Annotated in this window: 19 protein-coding genes; 8 read left to right on the forward strand and 11 right to left on the reverse strand. The window is 54.4% G+C overall.

The features are described from left to right. Positions 1-185: 185 nt before the first annotated feature. The 5 genes from xrtD to AC2FPW_RS08885 form a co-directional block, all read right to left on the reverse strand. Positions 186-1,805, reverse strand: coding sequence for a VPLPA-CTERM-specific exosortase XrtD (gene xrtD, locus AC2FPW_RS08865; protein WP_496813342.1), 1,620 nt, complete (start codon positions 1,803-1,805; stop codon positions 186-188). A gap of 119 nt (positions 1,806-1,924) precedes the next feature. Then, positions 1,925-3,472, reverse strand: a complete 1,548-nt coding sequence (locus tag AC2FPW_RS08870; RefSeq protein WP_496813343.1) for a hypothetical protein — start codon at positions 3,470-3,472, stop codon at positions 1,925-1,927. A 12-nt stretch (positions 3,473-3,484) separates the two neighbouring features. Continuing rightward, complete coding sequence (locus tag AC2FPW_RS08875; protein ID WP_480555470.1) at positions 3,485-4,075, reverse strand: polysaccharide biosynthesis/export family protein; 591 nt, start codon at positions 4,073-4,075, stop codon at positions 3,485-3,487. Positions 4,076-4,213: 138 nt separating this feature from the next. After that, complete coding sequence (locus tag AC2FPW_RS08880) at positions 4,214-6,664, reverse strand: tetratricopeptide repeat protein (protein ID WP_496813345.1); 2,451 nt, start codon at positions 6,662-6,664, stop codon at positions 4,214-4,216. 69 nt (positions 6,665-6,733) lie between these two features. Further along, positions 6,734-7,363: a sugar transferase gene (locus tag AC2FPW_RS08885; RefSeq protein ID WP_496813347.1), complete on the reverse strand. Its 630-nt coding sequence runs from the start codon at positions 7,361-7,363 to the stop codon at positions 6,734-6,736. Between the two features lie 656 nt (positions 7,364-8,019). Here AC2FPW_RS08885 and AC2FPW_RS08890 point away from each other — a divergent pair. The 4 genes from AC2FPW_RS08890 to AC2FPW_RS08905 are packed head-to-tail and all read left to right on the forward strand — an operon-like array spanning position 8,020 to position 12,210. Beyond that, positions 8,020-8,937, forward strand: a complete 918-nt coding sequence (locus AC2FPW_RS08890; RefSeq protein ID WP_496813349.1) for an ExeA family protein — start codon at positions 8,020-8,022, stop codon at positions 8,935-8,937. 1 nt (position 8,938) lies between these two features. Continuing rightward, positions 8,939-10,477, forward strand: a complete 1,539-nt coding sequence (locus AC2FPW_RS08895) for a GumC family protein (RefSeq protein ID WP_496813351.1) — start codon at positions 8,939-8,941, stop codon at positions 10,475-10,477. A 34-nt stretch (positions 10,478-10,511) separates the two neighbouring features. Continuing rightward, positions 10,512-11,345: a CpsD/CapB family tyrosine-protein kinase gene (locus tag AC2FPW_RS08900; RefSeq protein WP_209507440.1), complete on the forward strand. Its 834-nt coding sequence runs from the start codon at positions 10,512-10,514 to the stop codon at positions 11,343-11,345. After that, positions 11,326-12,210 carry a glycosyltransferase family 2 protein gene (locus AC2FPW_RS08905; RefSeq protein ID WP_496813353.1) on the forward strand — a complete coding sequence of 295 codons (885 nt, stop codon included), beginning with the start codon at positions 11,326-11,328 and terminating at the stop codon, positions 12,208-12,210. Before AC2FPW_RS08900 ends, AC2FPW_RS08905 begins: the two co-directional genes overlap by 20 nt. A gap of 66 nt (positions 12,211-12,276) precedes the next feature. Here the strand turns inward: AC2FPW_RS08905 and AC2FPW_RS08910 are convergent, their stop codons facing one another. Then, positions 12,277-12,807, reverse strand: a complete 531-nt coding sequence (locus AC2FPW_RS08910) for a VPLPA-CTERM sorting domain-containing protein (protein ID WP_496813355.1) — start codon at positions 12,805-12,807, stop codon at positions 12,277-12,279. Positions 12,808-13,061: 254 nt separating this feature from the next. Then, a complete protein-coding gene (locus AC2FPW_RS08915) occupies positions 13,062-15,050 on the reverse strand; it encodes an acyltransferase family protein (RefSeq protein WP_496813356.1) in 1,989 nt (662 codons plus the stop codon). Positions 15,051-15,596: 546 nt separating this feature from the next. Between AC2FPW_RS08915 and AC2FPW_RS08920 the strand changes: the two genes are divergently transcribed. The 3 genes from AC2FPW_RS08920 (at position 15,597) to AC2FPW_RS08930 (ending at position 18,266) form a co-directional block, all read left to right on the forward strand. Further along, positions 15,597-15,725, forward strand: a complete 129-nt coding sequence (locus AC2FPW_RS08920; protein WP_280922689.1) for a hypothetical protein — start codon at positions 15,597-15,599, stop codon at positions 15,723-15,725. A gap of 277 nt (positions 15,726-16,002) precedes the next feature. After that, on the forward strand, positions 16,003-17,244 hold the full coding sequence (locus tag AC2FPW_RS08925; protein WP_496813358.1) for a hypothetical protein: 1,242 nt from the start codon (positions 16,003-16,005) through the stop codon (positions 17,242-17,244). Further along, the gene (locus tag AC2FPW_RS08930; RefSeq protein WP_496813359.1) at positions 17,241-18,266 is read left to right on the forward strand and encodes a glycosyltransferase family 2 protein; all 1,026 of its coding nucleotides are present in this window, start codon (positions 17,241-17,243) and stop codon (positions 18,264-18,266) included. Before AC2FPW_RS08925 ends, AC2FPW_RS08930 begins: the two co-directional genes overlap by 4 nt. A 36-nt stretch (positions 18,267-18,302) precedes the next feature. On the opposite strand, the gene AC2FPW_RS08935 is transcribed toward AC2FPW_RS08930, so the two are convergent. From AC2FPW_RS08935 to AC2FPW_RS08950, 4 genes are all read right to left on the reverse strand, one after another. Further along, positions 18,303-19,112 carry an FkbM family methyltransferase gene (locus tag AC2FPW_RS08935; protein ID WP_209507445.1) on the reverse strand — a complete coding sequence of 270 codons (810 nt, stop codon included), beginning with the start codon at positions 19,110-19,112 and terminating at the stop codon, positions 18,303-18,305. Between the two features lie 62 nt (positions 19,113-19,174). Then, entirely contained in the window at positions 19,175-21,139 is a 1,965-nt protein-coding gene (locus tag AC2FPW_RS08940) for a hypothetical protein (protein ID WP_496813360.1), read from the reverse strand. Between the two features lie 232 nt (positions 21,140-21,371). Continuing rightward, positions 21,372-22,718 carry a sensor histidine kinase gene (locus AC2FPW_RS08945; protein WP_496813362.1) on the reverse strand — a complete coding sequence of 449 codons (1,347 nt, stop codon included), beginning with the start codon at positions 22,716-22,718 and terminating at the stop codon, positions 21,372-21,374. Further along, on the reverse strand, positions 22,708-23,439 hold the full coding sequence (locus AC2FPW_RS08950; protein WP_496809215.1) for a response regulator transcription factor: 732 nt from the start codon (positions 23,437-23,439) through the stop codon (positions 22,708-22,710). The genes AC2FPW_RS08945 and AC2FPW_RS08950 overlap by 11 nt, the downstream gene beginning before the upstream one ends. A gap of 104 nt (positions 23,440-23,543) precedes the next feature. On the opposite strand from AC2FPW_RS08950, the gene asnB reads away from it, so the two are divergent. Next, positions 23,544-25,460 carry an asparagine synthase (glutamine-hydrolyzing) gene (asnB, locus tag AC2FPW_RS08955; RefSeq protein WP_496813363.1) on the forward strand — a complete coding sequence of 639 codons (1,917 nt, stop codon included), beginning with the start codon at positions 23,544-23,546 and terminating at the stop codon, positions 25,458-25,460. Positions 25,461-25,463: the final 3 nt, after the last annotated feature.

Below are 25,463 nucleotides of genomic sequence, written 5' to 3' on the forward strand. Positions count from 1 at the left end.
GCAATTGAGCCTTTCCAGTCGAGCTTGGTGATTGTGACAGGATAAGGTGGTTGTGTTACAAAGTAATTCGGTCGTGGAAGGATTGGGGCAGTGCCTCAGTGTCTCTTTTATTCGTCTGTCTTTGAACACACCGGAGTAATTTTCGATTGTAATCGAGGGAAACCAAGCCGGGCTTTTACCTTAGATCAAAACGGCACAAACCGCGGTAGGCGGTTCAGGCTGGGTTCCATGAACCGCTGGAGTCGCGCATCCGCATCCGCCTCGGTTTCGCCGGGCAGGATGGGGGTGACAAATCGAACCAATGCGCCGTCGGTCCGGCCCATGGTGAATCCGTCCTGAATAACGCTCATCTTGGCGCGGAAATCGTTGACCATGCGTTTGCCGCGCTGTTCGAACCAGTAGTAGACAAGCTGTTTTGACAGTTCTTTCTGGATGACAGCGCGGTTGACGGTAAAGCTGCCGTAGGGGGTGTTGCCCGGATTGATCTCATATGGCTCAAGGCTGAAGATTTCCCAGCCACCTACGGGCAGGCAAACCTCGGGTGAATGGATGCCGTCGCCATCAGTTTGCTTGTCGTAGAAGGCCACGAACATGTTCACGAAATCGCCCGATCCGCTGTCGATATAAGTGGCATGGAGGTAATCGCTGGCGCCCAGAGTTCGTTCAACATTGGGATCAAGGCTGGTGGTCGACCCCGACCAGTCGCCCAATTGGCGCGGATAGAGGACAAAGGGGTCCCGCTCGACGAGTTTCACCTCGGAGGCGGGGCGCAGTGTCCATGCGGTCGAGACCGCAAGCGTCAAAAGCGCCGCGAGAGCCAGCGCGACCGAAGCGCGGATGGCAAAGATACGCAATGCGACGGTACCCAGCCCTTCGGTATCCAGATCGATTGCCTCGGTGAACGGTTTCGGATCAGGGGCCAGACGCTGCAAGCCGAGCGCCATGAGAAACAGAATGGCGACGCAGAGCAGGAAGATGATCCAGCCTTCGAAGAAATGCATGAACCCTTCGGCCTGTTCGATGCCATGCTGATTGACCAGAATGCCGATCACGCCGATGCGGATGGAATTCATCAGAACAGTCAGCGGCGCGGCCGAGACCAGCAGAACCACCTTGTGCCAGATCGGACCGCGGTAGAGCAGGGCAAAGAGGTATGAAAAGCTGAGGATCGGGAACAGATAACGCAGGCCCGAACAGGCCTCGGCCACCTGCAGCTTGTAGACCCCCAGATCGATGACATTGCCTTCGATAAAGACCGAAACACCGGCGAGCTGTACGAACCAGACGCCCAACTCGGACGACACCCATTGCAGGAAGATCGTGAGCTTCCAGTAGACGAACTGGGGCAGGGGCAGCATGAAGACCAGATGGATTACGGGCAATTGGTGGTATTTCCCGCGTTGCCAGCCGAAGACGGTCACCATGACGCCGCCCACCCAGATGATCATCGCATAGGTGACGATATCCGGAATTCGGGCCAGATTTCCCAGAATGGCGATGGTCAGGGCCACGGCAATCACCGCCACGCCAGGCCAGCGGTCGCGCACAATGGAATTGGGCGGCGGCATGTCCCGCAATTCACGCAGGAACAGGTACAGCGAGATGATAGGGATCAGCGGTCCGTGGCTGTATTCCGGCGTGCTCCACGCCGCGCCCAGCGAGACAATGCCGATCCAGAAAACGGGAAGCGACCCCAACACCAACAGGGCAAACCAGAACAGTCCCGCAGCGTTGATGGCAGGCAGGACGTTTCGGGCCGTCTCAAGCACTTTGCGGCGGCTGTCGTTCGAATCGAGGCGATGCATCACAAACCATCATGCATAATATGAGAGGCCCTGGAATTGTAACCCCCTCGGCCCCTGCGTTTATGATCCCACACGGATACAATCAGAAAGCAAGGGTTGGATTGTTCGGAGCCACCTTTTTAAGGTTTAAGAGTGAACCTCCGCCCAAGCGTCAGGAAGACCGAGTTAGAGGTCGCCTTGAATCCGTTCTGGTCATCCATTTCGTATTGATAACCGATGTTCATCGCCCAATCCTTTGTGATCGCGCGGGTATAGGAGGCATCGAAAGTACCGCGTTGACGCGGGTTGGACGGGCCCGGGCCTTCGCTTTCCTGATCGATGAAATTGACGCTGAAAGACAGACCGGATACCGGGTTGATAAAGTAATCATAGGCTAGAAAAGCCACGGTTTCCCGGGTTTCGTTGCTTTGTGTACTGGTACCGACCCGGCGCTGGATTTTTGCAGAGATTTGAGAGCTGGCCAGTTGATAGCTATAGTCGATCTGGCCAATTGGTGTGACTTCGTCAAAGGGCCCTCTGGTAAATCCGGCATTGAAGCTGAACAACCCGCCAGCCCATTGAAAGCTTCGACCAAAGGTGGCGTTGGATCTTGTACCATTCACGCCGAATGTCTGGTCGAGAAAAATATTGGCTGTGCCGTTCGACAGAGTTTTGTTCCAGGAAAAGTCCCAGACAAAATTTTCTGTAACGTTATTGGTATTGGTCGTGCGTAGAGTGTTATCGACCTGAGTGTAGCCAATATTCGCACTGACAGTGGTAACTGGGGATACGTCATATGTTGCACCAGTTGACACTGTCGTCGTATTCCGGTCGGTGCCTACAGCATCGTCTGCATTGAAGTCTATGTAACTAACGCGCACGTTTCCCTGTAGAATCGGAGAGATTCTAAGTATTGCGGTTGCTGCATAGTCATCCGATCTATTGTCGAACAGGTTCGGGTTAATTGTGTTCGTATAGCTGCGTTCGCGGTGGCTGTAGTTAAACCGGAAACCCAAAGGATCATTCAAACCAGTTTGCCAGTCCAGGTTTCCACGCGTATTGACCTGATCGCCCACGGTGCCGATGACATCAGAGGCATCGATGACGCCATCCAGATTTATATCGGTTAGTGACCTGTTGAAGGCTAAATCTCTTTCACGGTATTCGGCAAGCAATCGAAACTGGCTGTTAGCGTTGTCTCGTTGATATGTCAGCTGTGTGAACGGGTCCGAAAAACTGGATTCTGTTCCAATGATTGGTTCGTTGGCGATCCGATACAGCCCCGACAGGTCGAAGGTCAGAGTAGATCCTGGTGTCTGATTGACGAGGCCCAAGGCCAGTGTGTTCTCCCACCAAGTGGTCGACCCAAGGGAAGGGTCCGTTAGCCTGAGGTTGTCATCATGCCGGAGTGATGACAGGTAATCCAACGTTATGCTCAGCCCGGTTCCGGTGCCGCCGGTTTGCCGGGCGGCGGGCGGCAGACCGACCCTGCGCGCAGGGTTTCGTTGAGCCTGTTGAGAGATGAGCTGTAAGCTGGGGGCGCGTTGTGCGGCCGTCGATGGCGCAGCCGTTTGCTGTACAGTTGTTTGTTGCGTCAGGTTCTGCTGTCCAACCGCAGGCGTCAGCGAAAAGAATAAAGCTACCCCGCCCCCCAGCGTGGTGGATAGTTTATTTTTGGATTTTCCCACCTGTATAAGCCCCTATTCGAACAAACGGCGTGCGGGCACCACAACAACGTCTCCGGTCTTAAGAACTGTATTGCCTTTGATGCCACTGCCCGAGCCATCGTAGTTATATTTATATTTGTTTACCGCGCCTGCTTTACTGTCAGCCCGGCGCAATTCGATGCGCTTGCGAGCCGCGAAATTGGTCAGGCCGCCAGCCTGGGCCAAAACCTGAAGAATAGTTGTTCCCTCGGTTGCAAGATATTTTCCGGGTGCGTTGACTTCACCCATGATAAAGACATCAATTGTCGGTCCGGTTGGAGTGAGAGACCCGGGAAACGCAGGAGGTGCGACCCTTGCAATCGATGTAAATACGGTCGGCGGTGCATTGAAATTTGGTGCCAGCGCCGATGCCAGGGATGAACTTAATCCATTCGTTGATAGTCCTCCTGCCCGAATTGATCCGGCAAGGGGAAAGGTGATGGAGCCGTCTGGCAAAACCAGAACGGTCCGGTTCAGGGAAGGGTCTTCCAATACTTCAATCTGAAGAGCATCACCCGGCTGGATCTGATAGGATTGCGCCCAAGCCCCGCTCGCCACGACCATAGTCATGACAAACGCAATCAATGAACCGATTACTGTCCGCATGTTCAAATCTCTCATATTTTTCCCCTTTATGCCAACTCATTGGTAACGAAACAATCTGCAGCGTTTCATACGGATGCGAGATGCGGCAGATTTGCAGCGGATTCCGCTTTGGAAACACTATTGCCCCAGCTTGTCCGCGGAACTGACCTGTTCGATCTCTTCTTCCAGCGAAGGTGAAATGTTCAGGGGAACTCCCGTCGCCCGTGCTGCACGATACGCGCGCAGGGCGTCCTCTCGACGGTCGACAGCGGCATAGGCTTTGCCCAGATGATATAGAACTGTGGGGTGATCGGGGAATGCGCGCGCTGCGAGTTCAAGATAGCTGACGGCCTCGTCATAATTGCCCATTCTGTAAGAAACCCAGCCATAGGTTTCCTGAAAGACAGGCACGCGGGTGCCGCGGAGTCGCCTTGCCAAAACGCTGGCGCGTTGCAGGCTTTCGTCATCGCTGCGGTGGGTTGTCAACAGGCTGGCCAGGTTGTTGGCCACAACCAAGGATCGGTTGCTGAGCGGGTAAAGTTTTTCATAGACCGAGATCGCCTGATCCAGCTCTCCGGAGCGTTCGTGATCTGCCGCCTGCAGCATGAGAAGTTCGGGGTTCTCGGGCAATCTGGTCAGGGCATCTGTCAGAATGCTTTTGGCCAGTTCAACCTCGTTGCGTTCAACGATCAGTGCGTGCAGTGATAACCAGGCCCGCGTTGTATCCGGATAGTCCTCGAGGATCGCGCGATAGAGCTGCTCAGCCTCGCCGCGTTTGCCTTCGCCCGTCAAGGCGTGGGCCTTGACCAATCGCACCGGCAGAGAATCCGGATCTTCTGCAAGCAGTTCGTCAAGGCGAGCAAAGGCGGCAGTGGCCTGCCCCTGTGCCAGCAACGAGCGAATAAGTGCGATATCGGCTGGCAGGCCAAATTCGGGATCATCTGTTAACTCGTTCAGGAAGGCAGTCAGTTCCTCCGTGCGTGCCTGGGCTGCAAGCATGTGGGCCTTGAGTTCATTTGCGAGGCGCCGTGCCTCGGGGGTGTTCAGGTCCTTGACAGAGCGCAGGACAACCTCCAGCCGCGCCCAGTCTTTCATACCCAGATAAACTTCACCCAAAAGGAACAGAAGATCGGGTTCTTCTGATGTCTGCTGTAGAGATGCGATCAGGATGCGTTCGGCAATTTCCGGGTCATTTTCTTCTATTAAGAACTGAGCGTAGCGCAGTGTTTCCTCCGGCGCATTTCGCGACACTTCCGTCGCCAGGGCCAGCATTTCCCCCATCAGCTCCCTGTCCCCATTGCGTTCATGAGCCTGCGCCATAAGGGTCATCAATTGCGGGTCGCGGGGGTCTTGGCGAAGCGCTTCGCGCAATTGAACAATGGCATCACCAATATTGTCTTCTTCAATCAACCATGATGCCTTGAACTTGAGCGCCTCAACTTGGGTGGGATCTTCTGAAAGCACGTTTTCAATCAAGGTTCTTGCTGCGCCGGGGTCGTCAGTTTGGAATAGCATTCTTGCAAATTCCACCTCGTTTTCCCTTGTCTGAATGGTGCGTTGCGCGCCTTCAAGCAATGCGTGCATCTCGGCAATTGCGGTCTGTTTGTCGCCAGAACGGAATTTCAATGCGGCGCGTATCGTTTTGAAGCGTGCGGTATTGGGTCCGTTATGCGTGATGATCGTATCCAATTCCGTAATCGCGGCCGATATACTGCGATTTTCGTTCAAAAACGCGACCAGACGCTGGGCTGGCATGTAATCTGTGTCTTTTGGGTCCACCTCTGAGCGCAGCATCTGTTCTGCGGCATCCAGATTGTCCTGGTCGATAAAATGCTGGACGAGTAACTGTTCGACGCCTTCATCGTCAGGGAACACAAATGCCATTTGTCTGAGCAGCGTTTCGATTTCAGTGGGCTTGTCCAGTTCCCGCAGCGCGCGAAGGCGAATCCCGTAAAGGTTTTCCTCCTTTGGATTGATATCAAGTGCCGCACTGGTCTCGTTCAAGACGCCGGTCCAGTCCTGGTCGCGGACCAGATGGTCAATCACGATCTGCCGCGCAGTCATCAGATCGGGGTGTTTCTCGATCATCTTGAGGGCGGTGTGGACAGTGAAATCCACGCCTGCGGCATCGCCATTTCTGACCGCGTCGGTATAAGTCAGCGTGTTGTTGATGGATTTGATTTCGATATCGTTCGGGGCCAGTGCTGCGGCAGCGCCGCCGTAACGTCTGACATCATCCCAGTTGCCAATTTCCAGTGCCATCTCGGCAAGGCTGCGCTGTCCTTCGAGGTTGTCCGGATATTGCTCTACCAGTCTCAGATACTGGCTGTAGGCACCACGGATATTGCCCCGCTCGCGCTCCAGCCGGGCGAAGGTCAGTCGCGCCTCTTTGTGCTGACCGTTGAGTTTGAAGACATTCCTGAATTCGACCAATGCGCGCTCGACGTCACCAGCTTCCAGATGAGCCAGTCCGGCCTGGAAATGCGCCTCCGCGCGTTCTTCGGCCGAGTCGCACGCGCTCAATAACAGGGCTGCGGCCAAGAAGGCGCTGGCCAGCAATTTGTTGATAGAGGTTCCGGCTCTGCTCAATGCTGCACTCCCGCAAAAGTTACGAAATCGCACGCAGCCGACAGTTTTACCCGGCCACGCGTTCCGGGTTTAACACCCGGTGCCGCGCAGGACGACAGAGATAGTCCGGATCAGGATTGACACATCTGTGCCGAACGACATGCTTTTCCAGTAGTTTGTGTCGTGATAAGCGCGTTCGGCAAATGAAGACTGGTTGCGCTTGGACACTTGCCAAAACCCGGAAATACCAGGGCGCATCGCGTTGTAGAATTTGCCGGGATACAGTTCCTGTTGGTTCACCATCATCGGGCGAGGTCCGACCAGGGACATTTCACCCACAAAAACGTTCCAGAACTGCGGCAGTTCATCCATTGAGGATTTACGCAGGAATGTGCCGAATTTAATGATGCGTGGATCGTTGCGAAGCTTCTGGTTGCGGTTCCACTCTTCCCGGGCTTCGGGGTCGGCTGCCAGATGTTCTTTCAGCACGGCCTCAGCGTCATGCACCATGGTGCGCAGTTTGAGCAGCTTGAAAACCTTGCCGTCTTTTCCAACCCGCTCCTGCCGGTAAAACGGTGTTACGCCCTGACTGGCCAGAAATACGGCCAGAAGCACAACCATCGGAACGACGAACGGCGCTGCAAGCAGTGTAAACGCGATATCAAAGATGCGTTTTCCCACACCTCTGTAGAACCCCGGATACTGAACTGAGGTTGGCATAACAGAGATGCTAGAGTAGCCCGCGCCAGCGTTGGCCACTTCTTTTGAATGACTTGTCACTATTTAAACCCCCAACACACACAAATACTCACGAACCACTTACCAAACTCAGGAACAGAACACGCTCGACCTCAACTACATATACTTAAAATCTTATATTTTTATACCACTTCGACCCTGCGTTTGCTCACTCGCGAGGCCACTTTCCCGTAATCAAGTGTTAACAAATTCGGCTTGGCTTGCAAAACAATAATACTGGCAAGGACACCTCAGAACGACTTAGTACGAGAGTTTTCCAACAGGATCGTGAAACTTTGCTCAACTGGTCTGTTGAAAGTTCAAGGGTTTCTGTTTCCTCATTGGGTACAATGGATTAAATTTTGTGCTTTTGGAGCCAACTTTGACCTCCCGGAGGCCTTTTTGACTCGTGTTCAAGCCAGATTGCCAAGGCGCCATCGACGGACCTTTTCCAAAGGCGTAGATGGAAACAATTGCGAGAAATATTTCTGATTGAAGGGGGCCGCAGGTCAATTCACCGCGTGTGCAGTTTAGTGGTGCCTGCTATCTTGATTTTGTGGCAAAGTAGTACCCAAGTACTTTTTGTTTATGTGACGTGTTCTTTATGTAAGGGATTTCTGGTGGTTCAGAGTTTAAGTTTGGATGATCTCCAGGGGGCCGGTACGAGGTTTGACAAGGCGGAAGGCAGCCGAGGTGCAATGGCGTCCAGTGACGGGTTTTATCTAGACTATTTCGGGCTCGATCGGCGGCCCTTCACACTGCTTCCGGACCCCGGATTCATGTACTGGTCACCGCTGCACAAGCGTGGGTATTCGGTGCTGCAGTTCGGCATCATGAGCTGTGCACCCATTACAGTGCTGACAGGCGAAATCGGGGCTGGGAAAACAACTCTGGTGCAGCATCTTCTGAGTGAAATGGAAGAGTCGATCACCGTTGGGCTGATCTCGAATGCGCAAGGGGGGCGAGGAGAGCTGCTGCAATGGGTTCTGCATGCGTTGGGCCTGCCAATTAACAACGACGCCCCTTATGTTCAGCTGTTCCGGGATCTGCAGGATTTTCTGGTCGCGGAATATGCCGAAGGGCGGCGGGTGGTCCTGATCTTTGACGAGGCGCAGAACCTGACAGTCGAAGGTCTGGAAGAAATCCGTATGCTGACCAATATCAACTCGAACACGGACGAACTGATCCAGCTTGTTCTGGTTGGCCAACCTGAATTGCGCGACATGGTTCTGGACCCCAAGATGCGCCAGCTGACGCAGCGCGTGGCCGCAAGTTTTCACCTGGAACGGATGGATGAGTCGTCCGTCGAAGCCTATATCAGACACAGAATGAAAACGGCCGGCGGGTCCGGCGGTGAGTTTACAGAAGATGCCTGCAAGGTGATTTTTCAGCAGACCCGCGGTGTGCCGCGCTTGGTCAATCAGTTCTGCGACTTTGCCCTGCTTTATGCCTGGACAAATGAAGCGGACAAGGTCGACGAAACCATCATCAATCAGGTGATCGATGATGGCGTGTTCTTTGGCGGAAACTCACTTGAGAAGGAGCTGACGGTCTAAGATGGGTCCTGTACGCTACTATTCCTCCATTTTCCTGCGGCGGTTTCCGTATTTCCTCATTGTGGCGACGATTGTCTCTGCGATTTCTGTCACCGTGGCAATGACCTTGCCGCCAACCTATTCTTCCACAATTCGTCTGATTGTTGAATCGCCGCAGATTCCCGGAAATCTGGCGGCCAGTACGGTTACGACGTCTCCGTTTGAACAGCTCCAGATTGTTGAACAACGCTTACTCACGCGACCGGTTCTTCTAGATATTTCGCGCAAATATAAGGTGTTGCCGAACCAGGATGAGGCTACTCCGGATGAGATACTTCATGAGCTGCGCTCAAATACCCGGGTTCGAATTTCTTCCGGTCGCAATCAGGCAAACCTGATGTCGATTACGTTCGACGGTAGAAGCGGGCCAATCGTAGCCGGCGTGTTGAACGAGTATCTAACTGAAATTCAAAAGCTTGATGTCGAGTATCGTAAAGAACGAGCATCTGACACCCTTGCGTTCTTTGAGCAGGAAGTCGAGCGCCTTGGTGCCGAGCTCGACCGGGCCGACGCGAGGGTTCTTGAGTTTCAGAGTGAGAACGCTGGCGCCCTGCCGGCCAGCCTGCAGTTTCGCATGGCGCGGCAAGGAACATTGCAAGCCAGTCTTCAGCAAACCGATCAGCAGATTTTTACCCTGCAGAAGCAGCGAGAGAAACTGCTGGAAATCTACAGCACGACAGGTCAGATCACGACTGTTGGACAGCAGCCGCAGACACAGGCCCAGCAACAGCTAACCCAATTGCGTAACCAGCTTGACAACCAGCTGGGGATTTATTCCGAAAGCAGCCCGCAGATTAAGATTTTACGTGCCCGGATCAACCGTTTGGAGGAAGTTGTCGCAGCTGAACAGAGTACAAGCGCAGCTACGACAGCCACACAAACGGGAAACTCGTCACTTGATCTGCAACTAGCTCAGTTGGATTCACAAATCGCCGCACTTGAAGATCAGCGAACTGTCACTGAGGAAAGCCTTGAAAAGGTAACCCAGTCAATTGAACTGACTCCTGCAAATTCGATTACGCTGGCAGAATTGCAGCGCGACCAAAGTAATATCCAGGCGCAATATAATACAGCCGTTTCCCGTTTGGCCTCGGCTTCAACTGGTGAGCGGATCGAAGTTACGTCTCAGGGGCAGCGTATTTCGGTAATTGAACATCCTTCTGTCCCCAGCACACCGACCAAGCCCAACCGTCTGGTAATTGCAGGCGGGGGAATAGGGACTGGTATCGCCTTGGGTTTGGCTTTGATCTTTTTGCTTGAGGTGTTGAACCGGGCCCCGCGTCGACCTGAGGATCTGATCAAGAAGCTGGACGTGTGGCCCATCGCGACCATCCCATATGTACGATCTCGGGGTGAAGTGATGAAGCAGCGCCTTATCTGGGTTGTAGCCATTCTGGTGATTATGATTGGTGTGCCTGCAGGCGTTTGGGCTGTGCATACCTATTATCTGCCACTGGATCTGTTCGCTGAAAAAGTGATCGACAAGCTTGGGGTGTTCTAGTGATTTCTGTTCTGATTGAATCAAGGAGGGTGTAATGGACCGTCTTCAGCAGGCGATTCAGAAGGCCCGCAGGGCACGAGACAGCCGTCAACAGCCTCAACCACTGCAGCCAGTAACTGAAGAACAGCTGCATGTTCCCCAGGAAAGCGCGGATGAGGACATCTGGCTGACTGTACCCGAGATCGTGATCGACCCAGGGCTCATCTCCCGCAAGCGTCTGATGTCTTTTAACGGTGGTGCTGATGCAACGCCTTATGACATGTTGCGGACCAAGATGTTGCAGCAGACCTTGTCCAAAGGCTGGCGGAGAGTGGCGCTTACCTCTCCCTATAGCGGGTGCGGTAAAAGTACGGCAGCTGCAAATCTGGCATTCAGCCTGAGCAGACAGGAGGACTTGCGCACGATCGTGATCGATTTCGACATGCGGCGCAGGGGATTGGCAGAGATACTGAAGCAAACCGGAAATTACAGTATGGCCGATGTCATCCAGGGAAAAGTGCCGTTTCACGAGCACGCACTGCGCCACGGTAACAACGTGATTTTTGGGTTGAACTTCTCTTCAACACGCAACCCTGCAGAAATTCTGCAAAGCCGACGGACAATCGAATTTCTGGAGCAGCTCGAAGCGGAATACAAACCCGATGTCATTCTGTTTGACACGCCGCCACTGATGGCCAGCGACGACAGCCATGGTTTTCTTAAGAATGTCGACTGCGCTTTGCTTTTGGCAGCAGCGGAAGAAACAAGCATTGATCATATCGACATCGCCGAGCGGCAATTGGCAGAACTCACGAATGTCATGGGAATTGTTTTGAACAAATGCCGGTATATCAGTGGGGCCTTCGGGAATGAGTACGGCACGTACTGAAGAAGCTCCGGTCGATGCGGTAATCATACCTCATTATAACGACCTTCCAAGGCTGGAACGATGCCTGCACGCACTCAGGAAAAATGACCTGGGTGGAACCGAAGTCGTTGTTGTAGACAACAACTCTCCGATTTCGCTGGATGGCATCCGGCAGGCCTTCCCCGAGGTGCGCTTTCTTGTGGAGCCGCAAAAGGGAGCAGCCCATGCGCGCAATCGTGGCGTAGCGGAAACGACGGCGCCACGATTGTTTTTTATCGATGCGGATTGTGTTCCTGCGCCGGATTGGCTGACGGTCGGACGCCAGATCGCAGATTTGGCAGATTTGATCGGAGGCCGGGTTGACGTGTTTGATGAAACCCCGTCACCCCGCAGCGGGGCCGAGGCATTTGAGGCTGTATTTGCCTTTAATTTCCGCCGGTACATCGAAGTTCAGGGATGTTCAGGGGCAGGCAACCTGCTGACTCGACGGGATGTATTCGACAAGATCGGTGGGTTCATCAATGGCGTATCCGAGGATCGGGAATGGACCATGCGCGCCGTTGCCCGGGGCTATAGTCTGATTTACCGGGACGAGTTTTGCGTCAGCCATCCATCCCGGCAGGACTGGCTGGCCCTGAAGGCCAAATGGCGACGGACGACGCAAGAGGGATATCAGCTGAACGGAACAAATGCTGCATCGCGTTTGCGGTGGGCTATTCGTGCATTGGCCATGCCAGCAAGCGCAATCGTACACACCCCGAAAGTTGTATCCAGTAACAAATTGGCCTCAACCGGTGAGGTCTTGCGTGCAATCACCACCTTGTTCCGGCTCAGATGTCAGAGGATGGTCTGGATGCTGCGCCAGGCATCGGGCGGTAATATCTGATCAAGCCAATTGAAAAGGGACCGCAAAGCGGCCCCTGGTCATGTAGGTCAGATTTGTGTGTTTTGCTCAGGCAGCCTTGCGGCGACGGGTCAGGGCCAGACCACCAAGTGCAGTCAGAAGCAGAAGACCACCGGCCGGCAGCGGAACTGCAGCCACATCAAAGTCAAAGGACACGTTTGGTGCAGAAGAAGCCCAGCTAAACACGAGGTTCTGGCTCAGGGTGTTTGGGGACAGGCTGCTGAAGATTGTGCTCAGTGTCGTTGTCACACCGCCCAGGACAGATGTCGAGGCCAATACATTGGAGGGGTTGTTTGCATCGACCCAGCTTACAGTCAGGCCCAGCGGAAAAGCGTTGGTCAGCAGGCGAATGCCGATGGTTGCTTGCGCAGATGCGGACAGAGGATCAACCGGAGAAGTGAAATTGACAGAGTAGACACCCGGGCCGCCCGCAGCTGTGTCAACCGCGCCAAAAAACAGGTTATCGGATGTGATGTCATAACTGCCGCCGGCAGCTACCTGTGTCAGAGCGCTGGCCGAACTGCTCATAAAGACAGCGGCTACAAGCCCCACAAGCATCATTTTCAAATTTCTAAACATTAAAGGACCCACCTTTTATTTCCACCTAACAGAGTCCATGCATACCCCTAGCACGGCACCTACTGTTAAGATTGATAAATCATTTCTGTTTGATTGCTAAGGTCTTTTTGAGAAATTATGTTTTTTTTGCGGCATCTAGGCGCTCATGAGAGCATAATGTAGTCTTATAGATTAGTTTGTTTCTCTTTTGTGAACGTGGGTGGTGTAATTGTTAAGAGAATCAGGAGTTCACGGAACGTCTGGCGCCCAGAGCTTCACTTCCGCTCCAGCCCAAGCACTGCGCGTGCGTTCTGAACAACCTGCATCCTTTTGCCAAAGCGTTCTTCACCTGCGTTGCTGAAGTGGTCGCCATCCGACCAGAAAAGAACATCACAGGATAAGAAGTCTTCCGGGAAAGACAGTTTGAGCAAGTTGTGTTGTGACATGAATTCCACCGGCGATGCTGAAAGAGTTTCGGCGATCGTAGCTTCGAGTTTCAAAAAGACCTCTTCCGTTCCGGGGCGAAGCATATAAGGGTAATCACATCCCGCCTTCCGGATAAAGGTCGGTTGAATATGTGGCTCGATACGGGGGGATAGCCAGACTGTCGGAATATGGGATGCGATGCGTTCCAGATATTCCTTTACGGCCTGAACATAACCCATATGGGGCTCGAAACGGGGTACGGGTTCATTTGGCGACAACCTTTCGAACATACGCCTTCCGCCTAAATCAAACCCGGCCCCGTGCAACAGATAAAACCCCGCCTGTTCATAGACTGCGAATTCAAAAACATCTGGGCGATCTTCAATGAACTGAGCAAGTTCCATGTAAGCACAACCAGGCAAAAGCGTATGTGGACGACACCCGCCTGAGACAACGCCGACTATGAAGGGCTCGTTGGCCTGTGATGTGGTTATAACTGCACCGTAAAGGTCAATCGCGTGGCTGTCGCCTAGAACGAGAACACCGGGACCATACTTCTGCGCACAGTCGGTGGCACGCTGACGAGCGGTCTCATCAAGCGTGCGGATGTCGAAGACGCAGTCGCCATTATCAAAGCGCGACAGCGCATTGGCGAGTTGTTCATTATACGCATGCTCTGTCAGGGTAAGCATACGTTTTTCTGCTTCAGACATGCGCGCCAGATAGGCGTTGCGCCAGCCTTTCGTCATCTGTCCCCAGCCGCCGAATGCCACAAACAACAATGAGACCGTGACCGCCAGGATGAAAACCGGCCGCCGGGCAATGGAATGCGGCCCCGAAGTGCGGCGGAACGGCGTTTCAACATAGCGCCAGCTTAGATACGCGATCACGAATGTCAGAATGATCAGGCAGATGAGCGCGGTTGGCGATGGGGCCCATGGCGTCCAGAGACGGGCGAAGGCAAAGAGCGGTTGATGCCAAAGATAGGCGCTGTAGCTGATAAGCCCGAGACCGACGAAGACGGGCTTGGCCAACAGTTTTCCCGTTGCTGTTGTCGGTCCGGCAAACAGGATCACAAAGACTGTGCCACCGACCGGGAGCATAGCATAGACCGATGGGAATGGCGTCGTCTCACCAAAGGCAAAAATGGAGACTCCGATCATTACGACGCCCAATGCGGCCAGCAAATCATGGGAGGTGGTGCCACGTCGCAGGATCATGGCGCAGAACGATCCGGCCAACAGCTCCCACGCACGCGTCGGCGCGAGAAAGAATGTGGCGCTTGGTGCATTCCGCGCACCCCATTCGCACAGCACAAGGCTGAGCAGGGCCAAAAGCACCAAGATGGGAACAAGCAGTTTTCTTCTATAGGTCCATAACAGCAGCAAAAGCAGCGGGAATACGATATAAAACTGCTCTTCTACCGCGAGACTCCAAGTGTGAAGAAGCGGTTTCTCTTCCGAGTCGAGATCAAAATAACCGCTCTCGACCCAAAACAATACGTTCGAAGCAAAAAGGCCGACGGCCGCGACGCTTTGCGCAAAATTCTTTGCTTCCGTCGGTGTCATCAGGAAAATCGCCACCGGTATGCAGGCGGCGACCATAACTGCCAGAGCGGGAAGAATGCGTCGGGCACGGCGCTCGTAGAATTTCAGAAGAGAGAACGTACCAGCTTCGAGTTCCTTAAGAAGGATTGAGGTAATCAGATAACCCGAAATTACGAAAAAGACGTCGACGCCGACAAAACCGCCTTTGAAGAGAGAAAAGCCAGCGTGAAAAAACACAACTGGCACTACCGCGATCGCACGTAATCCATCTACTTCGGGTCTATATTTCATTTTCGAAAACTGGGAACTGATTACTGACGAAGTGGGGTCCGGAGAAATATAAAAACGGTAGATGAACGTGGCGTGGCTGAGGTCGTCATGCTCTGTTCATGTTCATGGTGCGCGCGCTGTTAGAGGCTGGTGAGCGGACCTGCTGACACGTACAGCATAAGGTTTGGCCGCTGTCCTGCCTGCATCACCGCACCAATTGTCTTGTAAAAATAAAATTTGCGCCTGAGATCAGGCCTGATCGCACTGCATTCCGGACGGGAAACAATTCCATCCAAAACGAACCACTGTCTGCAAGAAAGTTGGTGCATGGCGTCTGTAGGTGCCCCCTAGCTGGAAAAAGATATGAAACCCGAAGCTTGTCATATTTCTCCTTCGACGCACCGGAAGTTTCGTGTAGCGTTGAGTTGTTATTGTACTGAGTACAGGCGCTTATTTTCGATCGGATTTTTTGCAATTTGCCCGTTTGTTTGAAGTGCCTGCCTGTGAGCAGGGAGATAATGCGAATTGATGCTGTGCCTGAGACGGCAGAAATTGCGGGAACCGCTGATGAATTCGTCCGGGGGTGTAACCAGCGCCATGAAATTGGGCGCTTTGGTTGGGATATGCATCCGGGAAGTGGCTGAAGGTAACAACTGCCTGTTTCAGCCTGCTGCGATGGCGATGAAGGAGCTGTAGGACGGTGATGGCCGCGCAAACTGCATCGGGAAGATCACCCCGAAGGTTCAGAGGGGCTCTGCTGTTTGCAGCGACGGTGGTCATTTGCCTGGCGGTTTTGGTTATCAATCGCGGCCCTCTCTATTACTTTGACACTGGGAGCTATTTTCGACAGGGCAATATAGCTCTCTCACTTATCCTGCCTGCACCAAAACCGGCCGGTGCTCAAAATGGGACAAGTGGCAGCCAGGCAGAACAAAACGGTGAAGAGGATGAAGTAACCGGCGGATCACGCTCGATGGCTTATGCGCTGCTGGTTGCGACTTTCTGGCGGGGCGATGCGCTGGGGGCCGTTGCGGGGGTTCATCTGGCCGCATTGTTGTTCGCAGTCTGGCTGACGATGCGCCTGTTGCAGCGCAGCGCACAAACCGGGCGTAGCACGCTGCAACTGGTAACCATTCCCTTATTAGCGGGGGCAGTGACCGCGCTGCCCTTCTATATCGCCTATGTCATGCCGGATATTTTCACATCGGTGATGCTGATCCTGATTGCGGCGGTTGTTGCCGCAGGTCGTTACATGAACTTGATAGAATGGCTGGGCGCGCTGGCCTTGGCAGCGTTCGCGGTGGTCCTGCACCCCTCGCATCTGGGGATTGCCGTACTGATGGTGCCCTTTGTCGTGCTGGCTGCCTTGCTGCGTCTTGGATATGGGCGATGGCTTGCGGCAGGGTTTGTTATATGCCTTGTTGCGCTGGCCATTGCCGAGCGCAAAGCATTTGAGTTCGCAACAGAAACCGTTGCGCGGAAAGAGGTAATCTATACACCCTATATCACGGCACGTCTGATCGTTGACGGCCCCGGCCTGGACTATCTGGATGATGTCTGTCCGCGCACCGATCTGGCAACCTGCGCCCTGCACGAGGCTTTGTCTTGGTCCGATGACCCTTACCGATTGACCGCTACTCATATCATTTTCGAACAATCCGAAAAGCTGGGGTCTTTCCGGTTGATGCCGATCGAGGATCAGCGAGCCGTAGCAGCCGAACAACAGGCCTTTTTCCTGCAGGTTTTGGCCGCCCGGCCGTTCGGGACGATCTACGCACTTGGCAAAAATGCGTTCACCCAGCTGGGAATGAACAGCATCGAGATGACCATCCCGAACGAGGCTGTCATCCGAAACGCAAAATCGCTTTCGGGACTGCCCGAGGCGCAGCTGGCGGTTCTCGACAAAATTGTCCTGACGCGCGATCAGCCTTGGCTGGGTCCGGTCAATTCCATCCACGCGACAATCTATCCGATCTCGGCAATCATTGTGATCGGGTTGTTGCTATGGCCTGGACGAGTTGCCCCGCCGCTGAAACTATTCGCCCTGTTCATCCTAATCGGAATCGCAGTCAACGCGCTGGTCTGTGGCGGGGTCTCGCAACCCGCAGACCGATATGGTGCCCGTGTGATGTGGCTGCTGCCCTTTACGGCTGCCTTTCTTTTTCTTGTTCAGCGTTCGTCAGTGTCGCAAGACACGGCCGGAGATACCTCGTGACTTCAGATCAAACCCTTTCCATCAGCGTCGTCATGCCCGCCTACAAGGCCGAGCATCTGCTGCCCCGTGTCCTGACACCCCTGATTGAAATGCTGAACACCGACCAGGTGCAGCAGGTTCTGGTTGTCGATGACCAGTCCCCGGACGGCACTGCGGCTCTTGCCCGCGAAATGGGGGCCACGGTTCTGACCACGCCGGTCAATGGCGGGCCGGGGGCTGCGCGCAACCTGGCCGCCGAACACGCCACCGGTGACATCCTGTGGTTCGTCGATTCCGACGTCATCGCCTGGCCCGATGGCCCGGAGCATATCCGCCGTGCCATGTCCGAGGATAATGTCGGCGCCGTGTTCGGATCCTATGACGACGCGCCGGATGGGCAATCGTGGTTCTCGCGTTACAAGAACCTTCTGCACCGCTATCACCATCAGCGCGCCCGGCGCGAGGCGCGCACCTTCTGGGCCGGGTGTGGCGCCATCCGACGCGATGTGTTTCTTGAGGTCGGTGGCTTTGATGTGAAAACCTATGAGGTTCCGTCGATCGAGGATATCGAACTGGGTTACCGGATCGCGGGGACCGGTCGCCGTATCCTTGTCGAGCCACAGCTGCAGGGTAAACACCTGAAAGTCTGGACCATCCGCAACAGCCTGAGCACGGATATTTTCTGCCGCGCCCTGCCCTGGGCCCGGCTGATGATCTCGCGTGAGGGGCTGACGGATGACCTGAACACCTCAATGGCCGAGCGGGCGCGGGCTGCAATTGCGGGGCTGTTGCTGCTGTCGCTTCTGGTCCTGCCATTCTGGCCGGGGGCATGGCCCCTGCCCTTATTGCTGCTTGCAGCCGCCTTTGTCGCCAATTTCGATCTGGTGCGCGCCATGTCCGGGCATGGCGGACCGTGGTTCGCATTCAAATGCCTGCTCTATCACCAGGTCTATTATGTCTACTCGGCCACCATCTATGTCTGGTGCCTGTTCGAATATCACGTGCTGGGGCAGAAACAGAAACTCCATGTCACGCGGAACTGACTGTTCGCGCGACATGGGTGCGTGCCAGAGGCAGGTTCAGAACTGCTTTGCAGGTAATTGTTCGAACGGTAATTTCTCAACCTGATCGAAGCGCGGGTTGCTTTCATGCACATAGAACGTGTCGTAAAGCGAATTGCGCACGAAATGATAGCCATTGGCGAACAGCAACTCGTTGAGCTCCGGCGTCGGGCGTTCGATTGTCATGGCCAGGAAACGGTATTTGTCGAATGGGAAATTGCGCAGAATCCGCGTTTCCGACCCTTCGACGTCCAGGCTGAAGTAATCGATATCCTTGGGCGCGTTATAGCGATCGAACACCTCATCCAGAGGTACGGCCTCAACCGTTACAACCTTGCCCTTTTCCCGGAACCGGGCCAGTTTCGAAGCGCGTCGCTCGGTCATATTGTCGGCCTCATCCACCAGCAGGCTGCTGCGCTGACCGTCAATCATGAACTCCAGCTTTCCCGGTTCGGGATCAACCGCCAGCGGAACCGGGGTGGCCGTGCGGTGATGCCAGTTTGTAATCCGATGGTAGTTGACCGGGTTGGGTTCGATCAGCAAACCGGTCCAGCCATAATGCTTTTCCAGAGCGAACGTGTTTGAGTCTGAGAATCCATCGGCGGCACCAAGCTCAACAAAAAAACCATTGCGCTTGCCATTATAGACTTCGTTGATCACCCACATGTCCTGGCCCCTGTCAGACACACGTTTGGGCAGGTAACCGAGATTGTTCATGGCGAACCGGCGGCTGACATTCCGGGCGCTGACCACGCCGATATAGGCGAAATAGGCAGGCTTCTGGAGGACCGGGTATGATTCAACCAGTTTTGCAAGATTTTGCTTCATAGAGTTCTCCATTTAACTGCCCGTTTTTCTTCGGGACAAATCTTATATTTCTCAATCGGTGGCTATCTTAGACCCGCTACTTTCGCGATGTCCCAAACCGGGTAGGGTGTCTCACGCGTACCCTGTCCGAAGATGGTATCAAGTGGTACGCGATAGGCACGTGCAATACTGACCGGAACATCGGTGTTCCCGAGGTCATTTTCGTAAACCGTCTGATCGCGCGCCACCAAAACCCAACCCTCCAAAGCTTCGCCAATTACAGTTTCTCCATCCACCAGAGCTGCTGTTGCCGCGCGTATAAAATAATCTGCGGTCGTAGTGTCCGGTGCAGGCATTCTGGCATGAACATAGACCGACAACTGGCCAGCCATATAGCGCTTTTCCAACTCGGCCTGTGTCCAGATGGGCGGGAATGCCCCGGCAATCAGTGCCGGAACAACACGTATCTCGTTCATGTCAGGGAACGGGTTCTCATCAGTTTCGATAGAGATACGATAGCCAATATCCCGGGTCTGGGTAAACGGGCGCAGAGTTTCCGGCCAGCTGATCCAGGCGCTGACCGCAAGCCCTGTCAGAGCACAAGCCAGTGCAGAGACCGGAGCAACCTGAACCGGCCGCAAACGCCAGAAGACAATCAGTGGTATGACTGCGGCGGGTGCAAAATGATGGGGCAGGATGCGATAGGCCTGAACGTAGAAAAACAGAACATAGGCCAGGACCATCAGCGTCAGTGTTCTGGACAGCTTATCCTGCCAGGGCCAGGCCAGCAGTGCCAGGCCGGGCAGAATCCCGCAAGGGAGCAGCCAGAACAGGAACCGCCCGGTGTCGAAGATCGTCACGAAGCGCAGGCGGCGCAGAATACTGTCAGCCCCAAACTCATCGGACACGTCCATCAGCCCCCACCATGTCAGCATCATCTCAAACAGTGACGCCAGAACCAAGACCCCAAGGGCGACCATCCCTCCCGCAATCACCTGCCGGAACGGTAGTGGTCGGGTCAGAAGGAAGTGGGAAATCAGAAAAAAACCGATAAGAAGGGTGCCATTCGGTGCGGTCAGCAAAGCCAGTGTTGACACAAACGCCATCCCGACGAACCTGCGTTCGCTGAAGAACAGGATATAGCCCAGCACCCCCAGCAGGATCATCGGCTCGCGCGCCATGGGCAGCGCAATGTCGGCAAAATACGGATTGTAGGATGGATTGAATGCCATCACGAACGAAAACAGCAGCAGGGCTGCCCCAAGCCCGAAAACGGCTCGTGGGTCAGTATGTCCTTCGGGATCGCGTACAAAGGACAAAATCACCCCAAAAAGGATCGAAACCCCTGGCAAATATGCAAGACGGATAGAGACTTCATAGGGTCCGAAAAACCGCATGAACCCGCTTTGCAGGAAGGTTTCCGTCATCATTTTCGGGGTCGGATACCCCCCGACCCCCCCTGCATCCGGTGGCCAGAACGGCAGGCCACGGGTCATGAACAACATCGCGTTCAGAAAGCTGTGCGCCCCGTCGTCATTCAGCGACTCCCAGTAGAATTTCGGAGCCAGCAAGAGCAGAACAGCCAGCGGCAAGGCAATCATGCCGGCTATATCCCAACCCCTGCCCCGCAAGATCTCGGGGTTGGGTCGGGCTGCGATCAGGCCGATGCCGGGCAGGCAAAGCAAAACAAGCAACAGAATGAAGGCCGTCCCGGCCATGGGAACACCGCTGACGGCCTGTACCGTTGCGGCGAGCGCAGGCACTCCGAACAAGGATAATGTAAACCCCTTGAGCAGCCAGTGCTCAAATCGGTCCCCCTGCGCAGCAATTCCCAAAGCCATCAGCAACCCCGGTGCCACAAAAAGCGCCGAAGCAGACAGCGCGACCAGAGGAACCCAGACATAGGAAAATAGAACGCCGCCGACTGCGAAATAGGGCGATACCTCATCCAGCCGCACCGCATCAGCAGCAAGTGTTGCTGCGACGCCCTGACCGGCCAGTACAATGCCAGCCAACACAATGAGTGAAATAAAAAGGCGCAATACCATCACGTCTTATACAATCTCATCAAATACAGCAGTCGACGATTACCCAATGAAAGGCATACTGGATGTCAGCTGAAAGCATATGTCTTCAATCAACCAATCTACTGATAACATGTAACTCTCATCTGGTTGCGTGTTTTATGCCCAACGGATGGATTGCATGCGCAATGTGATATCAATACTGCAAGCATACCCACATTGGTGATTTCAGGGAAACAAATAGCCGTATAGGTATCTATTTCGGCGTTTCGATCCATCCAGGCAGTATGACCAACACTTTCGCCCCTCCCAGAGCGGATGTCCCGATATGGACCATTCCTCCATAAAGCTCGGCTATATCCCGGACAATCAACAGGCCTAACCCGCGTTCACCCCTGTCTTCACCGGTGGACACGTCGGACATCTGCCGACTTTGCTCCATACCCGGGCCATCGTCTTCGATGCAAAGCGTAATCATATCCTTGCCCTCTGCGATCGCTGAAATACGCACGTGGCTTTCAGCCCAGAAACACGCGTTTTCCATCAGGTTGCCAAAAATCTCCTGAATGTCCGCCATCTCGCCGAAAAATATCATTCCGGCATCTATGGTGATTTCCACCTCGGGCATTTGGTCTCTGAAAATAACACCAAGCGCATACATTACGTCTTCGGCGCTGGTGCGAACGGCTGAAGATTTGCCATAAGGACGTTCGGTCCGGGCGCGGCTGAGGTTGCGCTTGATGACCCGCGTCATCCGATCGACAAGGCCAATAATCTGATCGCGCCTGTCATCATCCAGCGCTTCGGCAACGCGGATCAGAGCGGCCAGCGGCGTTTTCAATCCATGCGCCAATTCGGCATTCTTCCTACGAGTTTTTTCAAGATTTGTGTTGTTGCGGCGATGCAGCTCTCGCAACTCATCAACCACTGGGATCAAGTCTGGCGGCCAGTTTTGCCCATCAATGATCGTATCGTGCTGGCGCATGGCTTTGACAGATTCGCTGAGCCGTTTGAGCGGTCTGAGACCCCGGTTTACTGTAAAATAGACTGAAACCGAAACCGTCAGGGCGATACCGAAGAAAACCAGTGCAACCAGCTGGGTCGCGCTGCGAATTCCTTCGCTGACACGTCGCATGGGCGCCGCAATCCGAAAGCTCAGCCCTTCTTCGGGCGCGGCTCCCGGAAAGGGGGCAGATATACCGCGCACAAAGCCTCCGTTAGGGCTTATGAAATCACCTTTGCCCGAGGGCGGTACGGCAAGGACCGTGCTGTTCGCGGTGACCGGGCCAAGTGACGGAGATTGAAACAGAATCCTGGAGCCCCCCCCCTCCTGATCTTCGATAAGCTGCCAAACCCAGTTTACTTCTGCCAGGTCATAAATTCCGCGCCCAACTCCTTCGGACAGCTCTATGTCGGTCCCGTTCAAAGTAATCCGGCTGGATTCGATCAACAAATCCTGGGCCAGAAGCAATTCCAGTTCGCGGATTTCCTGAACGCGATAGAGCTGAATGAAAATAGCCGCGCCAAGTCCAAGTACGGCACAACATATCGCGATTGACGCAATCGATACGCGACGTGGAATCGTGGCCCAGTCACCGATCATCTGTGGGAATCCGATAACCTTGCCTGCGCACGGTTTCCACCAAAGAGGCCGCCATCTTGCGGCGCAAGCGCGAGATCAAAACGTCGATGACGTTTGAATTCAAGTCTATCTCCTCGGCATAGATATGCTCAATCAGGTCTGCCCGGCTGACGACCGAACCCGCATGCCGGGCAAGATGCTCCAGAGCGCGAAATTCAAACGCGGTCAGCGAAACTGTCCGACCCTTGAAATAGGCTGTCTTTTCATCGGGCAGAACTGACAGGTCCCCGACTTCAATCGAGGGTGCGCCGCGTCCGCTTGCGCGCCGCACCAAGGCTTCGAGCCGTGCCATGAGTTCTTCGGAGTGAAAGGGTTTTGCCAGATAGTCGTCAGCCCCGCTGCGTAGCCCGGATACGATGTCATTCCAACTGTCACGTGCCGACAGGATCAGAACCGGGGTCGCCATATTGCGACTGCGCCATTCGTGCAGAACCGAAAGCCCATCCAGTCCCGGCAACCCCAGATCCAGAACAATGATGTCCCAATCTTCGGTCTCCCCCAGAAACAGCGCGTCATTACCGTTATCAGTCAGCCTTACGACATCGCCACGCGCTCGCATCAGGCAACCAAGATTATCGCGCAGCGTATCGTCGTCTTCGGCAACAAGTATTTTCATCAGACCCTCATAGCTGACACGCGCAGCGAACATGAACAGGGCATGACAAAGGCTGACATGTGCCATTCATTCCGCTCTTTCTATAGTGCATCTGACCCGCCGTCGAAAGCGATCAGAATCTGATGTGGTGGGTTTTGCCTCGCTAACCTACTGTAATACCGGAGTTCCGAATGTGTGGCCTGTTTGGTATCTTCCCAGAGGATGCAGCACAAATCCCTGACAATCTGCGGCTGCGCAAAAGCGCGTTTTCCATACGTTATCGCGGCCCGGATGCCAGCCATATTCTGACAGAACCCGGCCTTGGGTTGGCGCACCGACGCCTGTCCCTTGTCGATACCGATATACGGTCGGATCAGCCTTTCAAGGATCCAACGGGCCGTTACACCCTTGCCTACACTGGTGAAGTCTACAACTTCAGGTCCTTGCGGTCTGAGTTGGAAGCGTTGGGGATTTCCTTCCGGACAACTTCCGATACCGAGGTTGTTTTACACAGTCTGATCCAATGGGGTTCGAGCGCACTGATCCGGTTCGAAGGCATGTTCGGACTTGCCTTTGTCGACCGCAGCACGCGGCAGGTCCTGCTGGCAAGGGATCGCTTCGGAATGAAGCCGCTTTATTGGGTGCAAGGCCCGACCAAAGAAGGCCCCGCCTTTCTGTTTGCGTCGGAAATAAAAGCTTTCGAGCCGTGGATGACAGTACAGCCGGACATCAACTCGGTAACAGCTTATCTGATGAATTCCGGAGAACCGGATCCGGGTCAGACCTTCTATAATGGCATCCAGAGCCTGGCCCCAGGGACTTGCCTGCAGTTTGACGGGTCGGACAAGATCAAGATTTCATCTTTCTTCCGATTGAACGATTTCTTCGACCCCGATGAAATGATCCGGCTTGACGGCTTGCCCACGCCCGAAATTGTCGATGAGTTTGCGGATCTGATGCACAAATCCTTGGCCGCGCATTTGTTCGCCGAAGCGCCTGTTGGGGCTTTTTGTTCAGGCGGTGTGGATTCGTCACTGATTGCTGCCATAGCAACAGCACAACATCAAAACCTGCCGTTGTTCCATGCCAATGTGAAAGGTGAACGCAGTGAAGTTGATGCGGCTCGCAACCTAGCCAGAAGTCTTAAACTGGAGTTGCACGTTACCGATGTCGATGAGTGCGATTTTATTGACATGCTTCCCCGAGTCATTCGGCACTATGAACGCCCCCCCTCAGAACCTGCAAATTGCACGCCACTGATGATGGCGGCCCGGCTTGCAACTGATTCCGGAATGAAAGGTCTGATTTCTGGTGCAGGCGCAGACGAATTGTTCCTCGGAAATCCCCGGTTTGGGCGAAAGCGTTTGAACGATGGATACAGACGGCTGATGCGCCGGGTGCAGGCAATGTCGGGCATAGGGTCCATCCTATCTACGAAGAGCGCAAAAAATCTGGTGCATGACCATGCAAATCCGGGGGAGCCGCAGGAGATCTCCTGCCATCACAACGCATCGCCACAAAACCCCAAGGATCACGGCAGACAATGGACGCTGGATCGCATGCGCCATCCCCTGTCAGAGCTTTTGCATCTCAATGACACGATGGGCATGGCCGCAGGTATCGAAGTGCGGCTTCCGTTTTTGGATACCCGATTAGCCCGGTTTTCCGTCAATCTTCCGACCCGGCATAAACTCCGGCTTTCACCCTTTGCCTTCGGGAACGCTCATCCGTTTGTTCGCAACAAATGGGTCGTTGAAGAAGTCGCCAATCGTTATGTCCCGCGCAACCTGAGCCCCCGTATCAAGAACGCGACACAGACGACGGTATTTCAGCGACTGGAAATTCGTCCTGAATACTTCAGGAACGCCCATCTGCGGCACCTGATCGGCCTGACCCGGACCCAAATGCACGACGTAATCACCGAAACGGCCCCGGACCTTCGGTTGCGGCTTTTGCTGGCCGAAGTTTGGCTACGATGCGGACTGGACCATCAGGACGAAGGTCGGGAAGTTGCCAGATTACGCGACCACGTCATCATCTGGCCGGACACATATCATCCCAACCCGTCAATCAGAAACAAACCCACAAGCACCGCAGTCCCTGGCTAAGGA

The organism is Ruegeria sp. SATB027 (assembly GCF_059613825.1).

Excerpts from the sequence above, each read along its gene's own strand:
- AC2FPW_RS08900 (WP_209507440.1), top strand. The coding sequence starts at position 10,512 with ATGGACCGTCTTCAGCAGGCGATTCAGAAGGCCCGCAGGGCACGAGAC.
- AC2FPW_RS08920 (WP_280922689.1), top strand. The coding sequence starts at position 15,597 with ATGAATTCGTCCGGGGGTGTAACCAGCGCCATGAAATTGGGCGCTTTG.
- AC2FPW_RS08905 (WP_496813353.1), top strand. The coding sequence starts at position 11,326 with ATGAGTACGGCACGTACTGAAGAAGCTCCGGTCGATGCGGTAATCATA.
- AC2FPW_RS08950 (WP_496809215.1), bottom strand. The coding sequence starts at position 23,439 with ATGGCACATGTCAGCCTTTGTCATGCCCTGTTCATGTTCGCTGCGCGT.
- xrtD (WP_496813342.1), bottom strand. The coding sequence starts at position 1,805 with ATGCATCGCCTCGATTCGAACGACAGCCGCCGCAAAGTGCTTGAGACG.
- AC2FPW_RS08910 (WP_496813355.1), bottom strand. The coding sequence starts at position 12,807 with ATGTTTAGAAATTTGAAAATGATGCTTGTGGGGCTTGTAGCCGCTGTC.
- asnB (WP_496813363.1), top strand. The coding sequence starts at position 23,544 with ATGTGTGGCCTGTTTGGTATCTTCCCAGAGGATGCAGCACAAATCCCT.
- AC2FPW_RS08935 (WP_209507445.1), bottom strand. The coding sequence starts at position 19,112 with ATGAAGCAAAATCTTGCAAAACTGGTTGAATCATACCCGGTCCTCCAG.
- AC2FPW_RS08895 (WP_496813351.1), top strand. The coding sequence starts at position 8,939 with ATGGGTCCTGTACGCTACTATTCCTCCATTTTCCTGCGGCGGTTTCCG.
- AC2FPW_RS08885 (WP_496813347.1), bottom strand. The coding sequence starts at position 7,363 with ATGCCAACCTCAGTTCAGTATCCGGGGTTCTACAGAGGTGTGGGAAAA.
- AC2FPW_RS08915 (WP_496813356.1), bottom strand. The coding sequence starts at position 15,050 with ATGAAATATAGACCCGAAGTAGATGGATTACGTGCGATCGCGGTAGTG.
- AC2FPW_RS08945 (WP_496813362.1), bottom strand. The coding sequence starts at position 22,718 with ATGATCGGTGACTGGGCCACGATTCCACGTCGCGTATCGATTGCGTCA.
- AC2FPW_RS08925 (WP_496813358.1), top strand. The coding sequence starts at position 16,003 with ATGGCTTATGCGCTGCTGGTTGCGACTTTCTGGCGGGGCGATGCGCTG.
- AC2FPW_RS08940 (WP_496813360.1), bottom strand. The coding sequence starts at position 21,139 with ATGGTATTGCGCCTTTTTATTTCACTCATTGTGTTGGCTGGCATTGTA.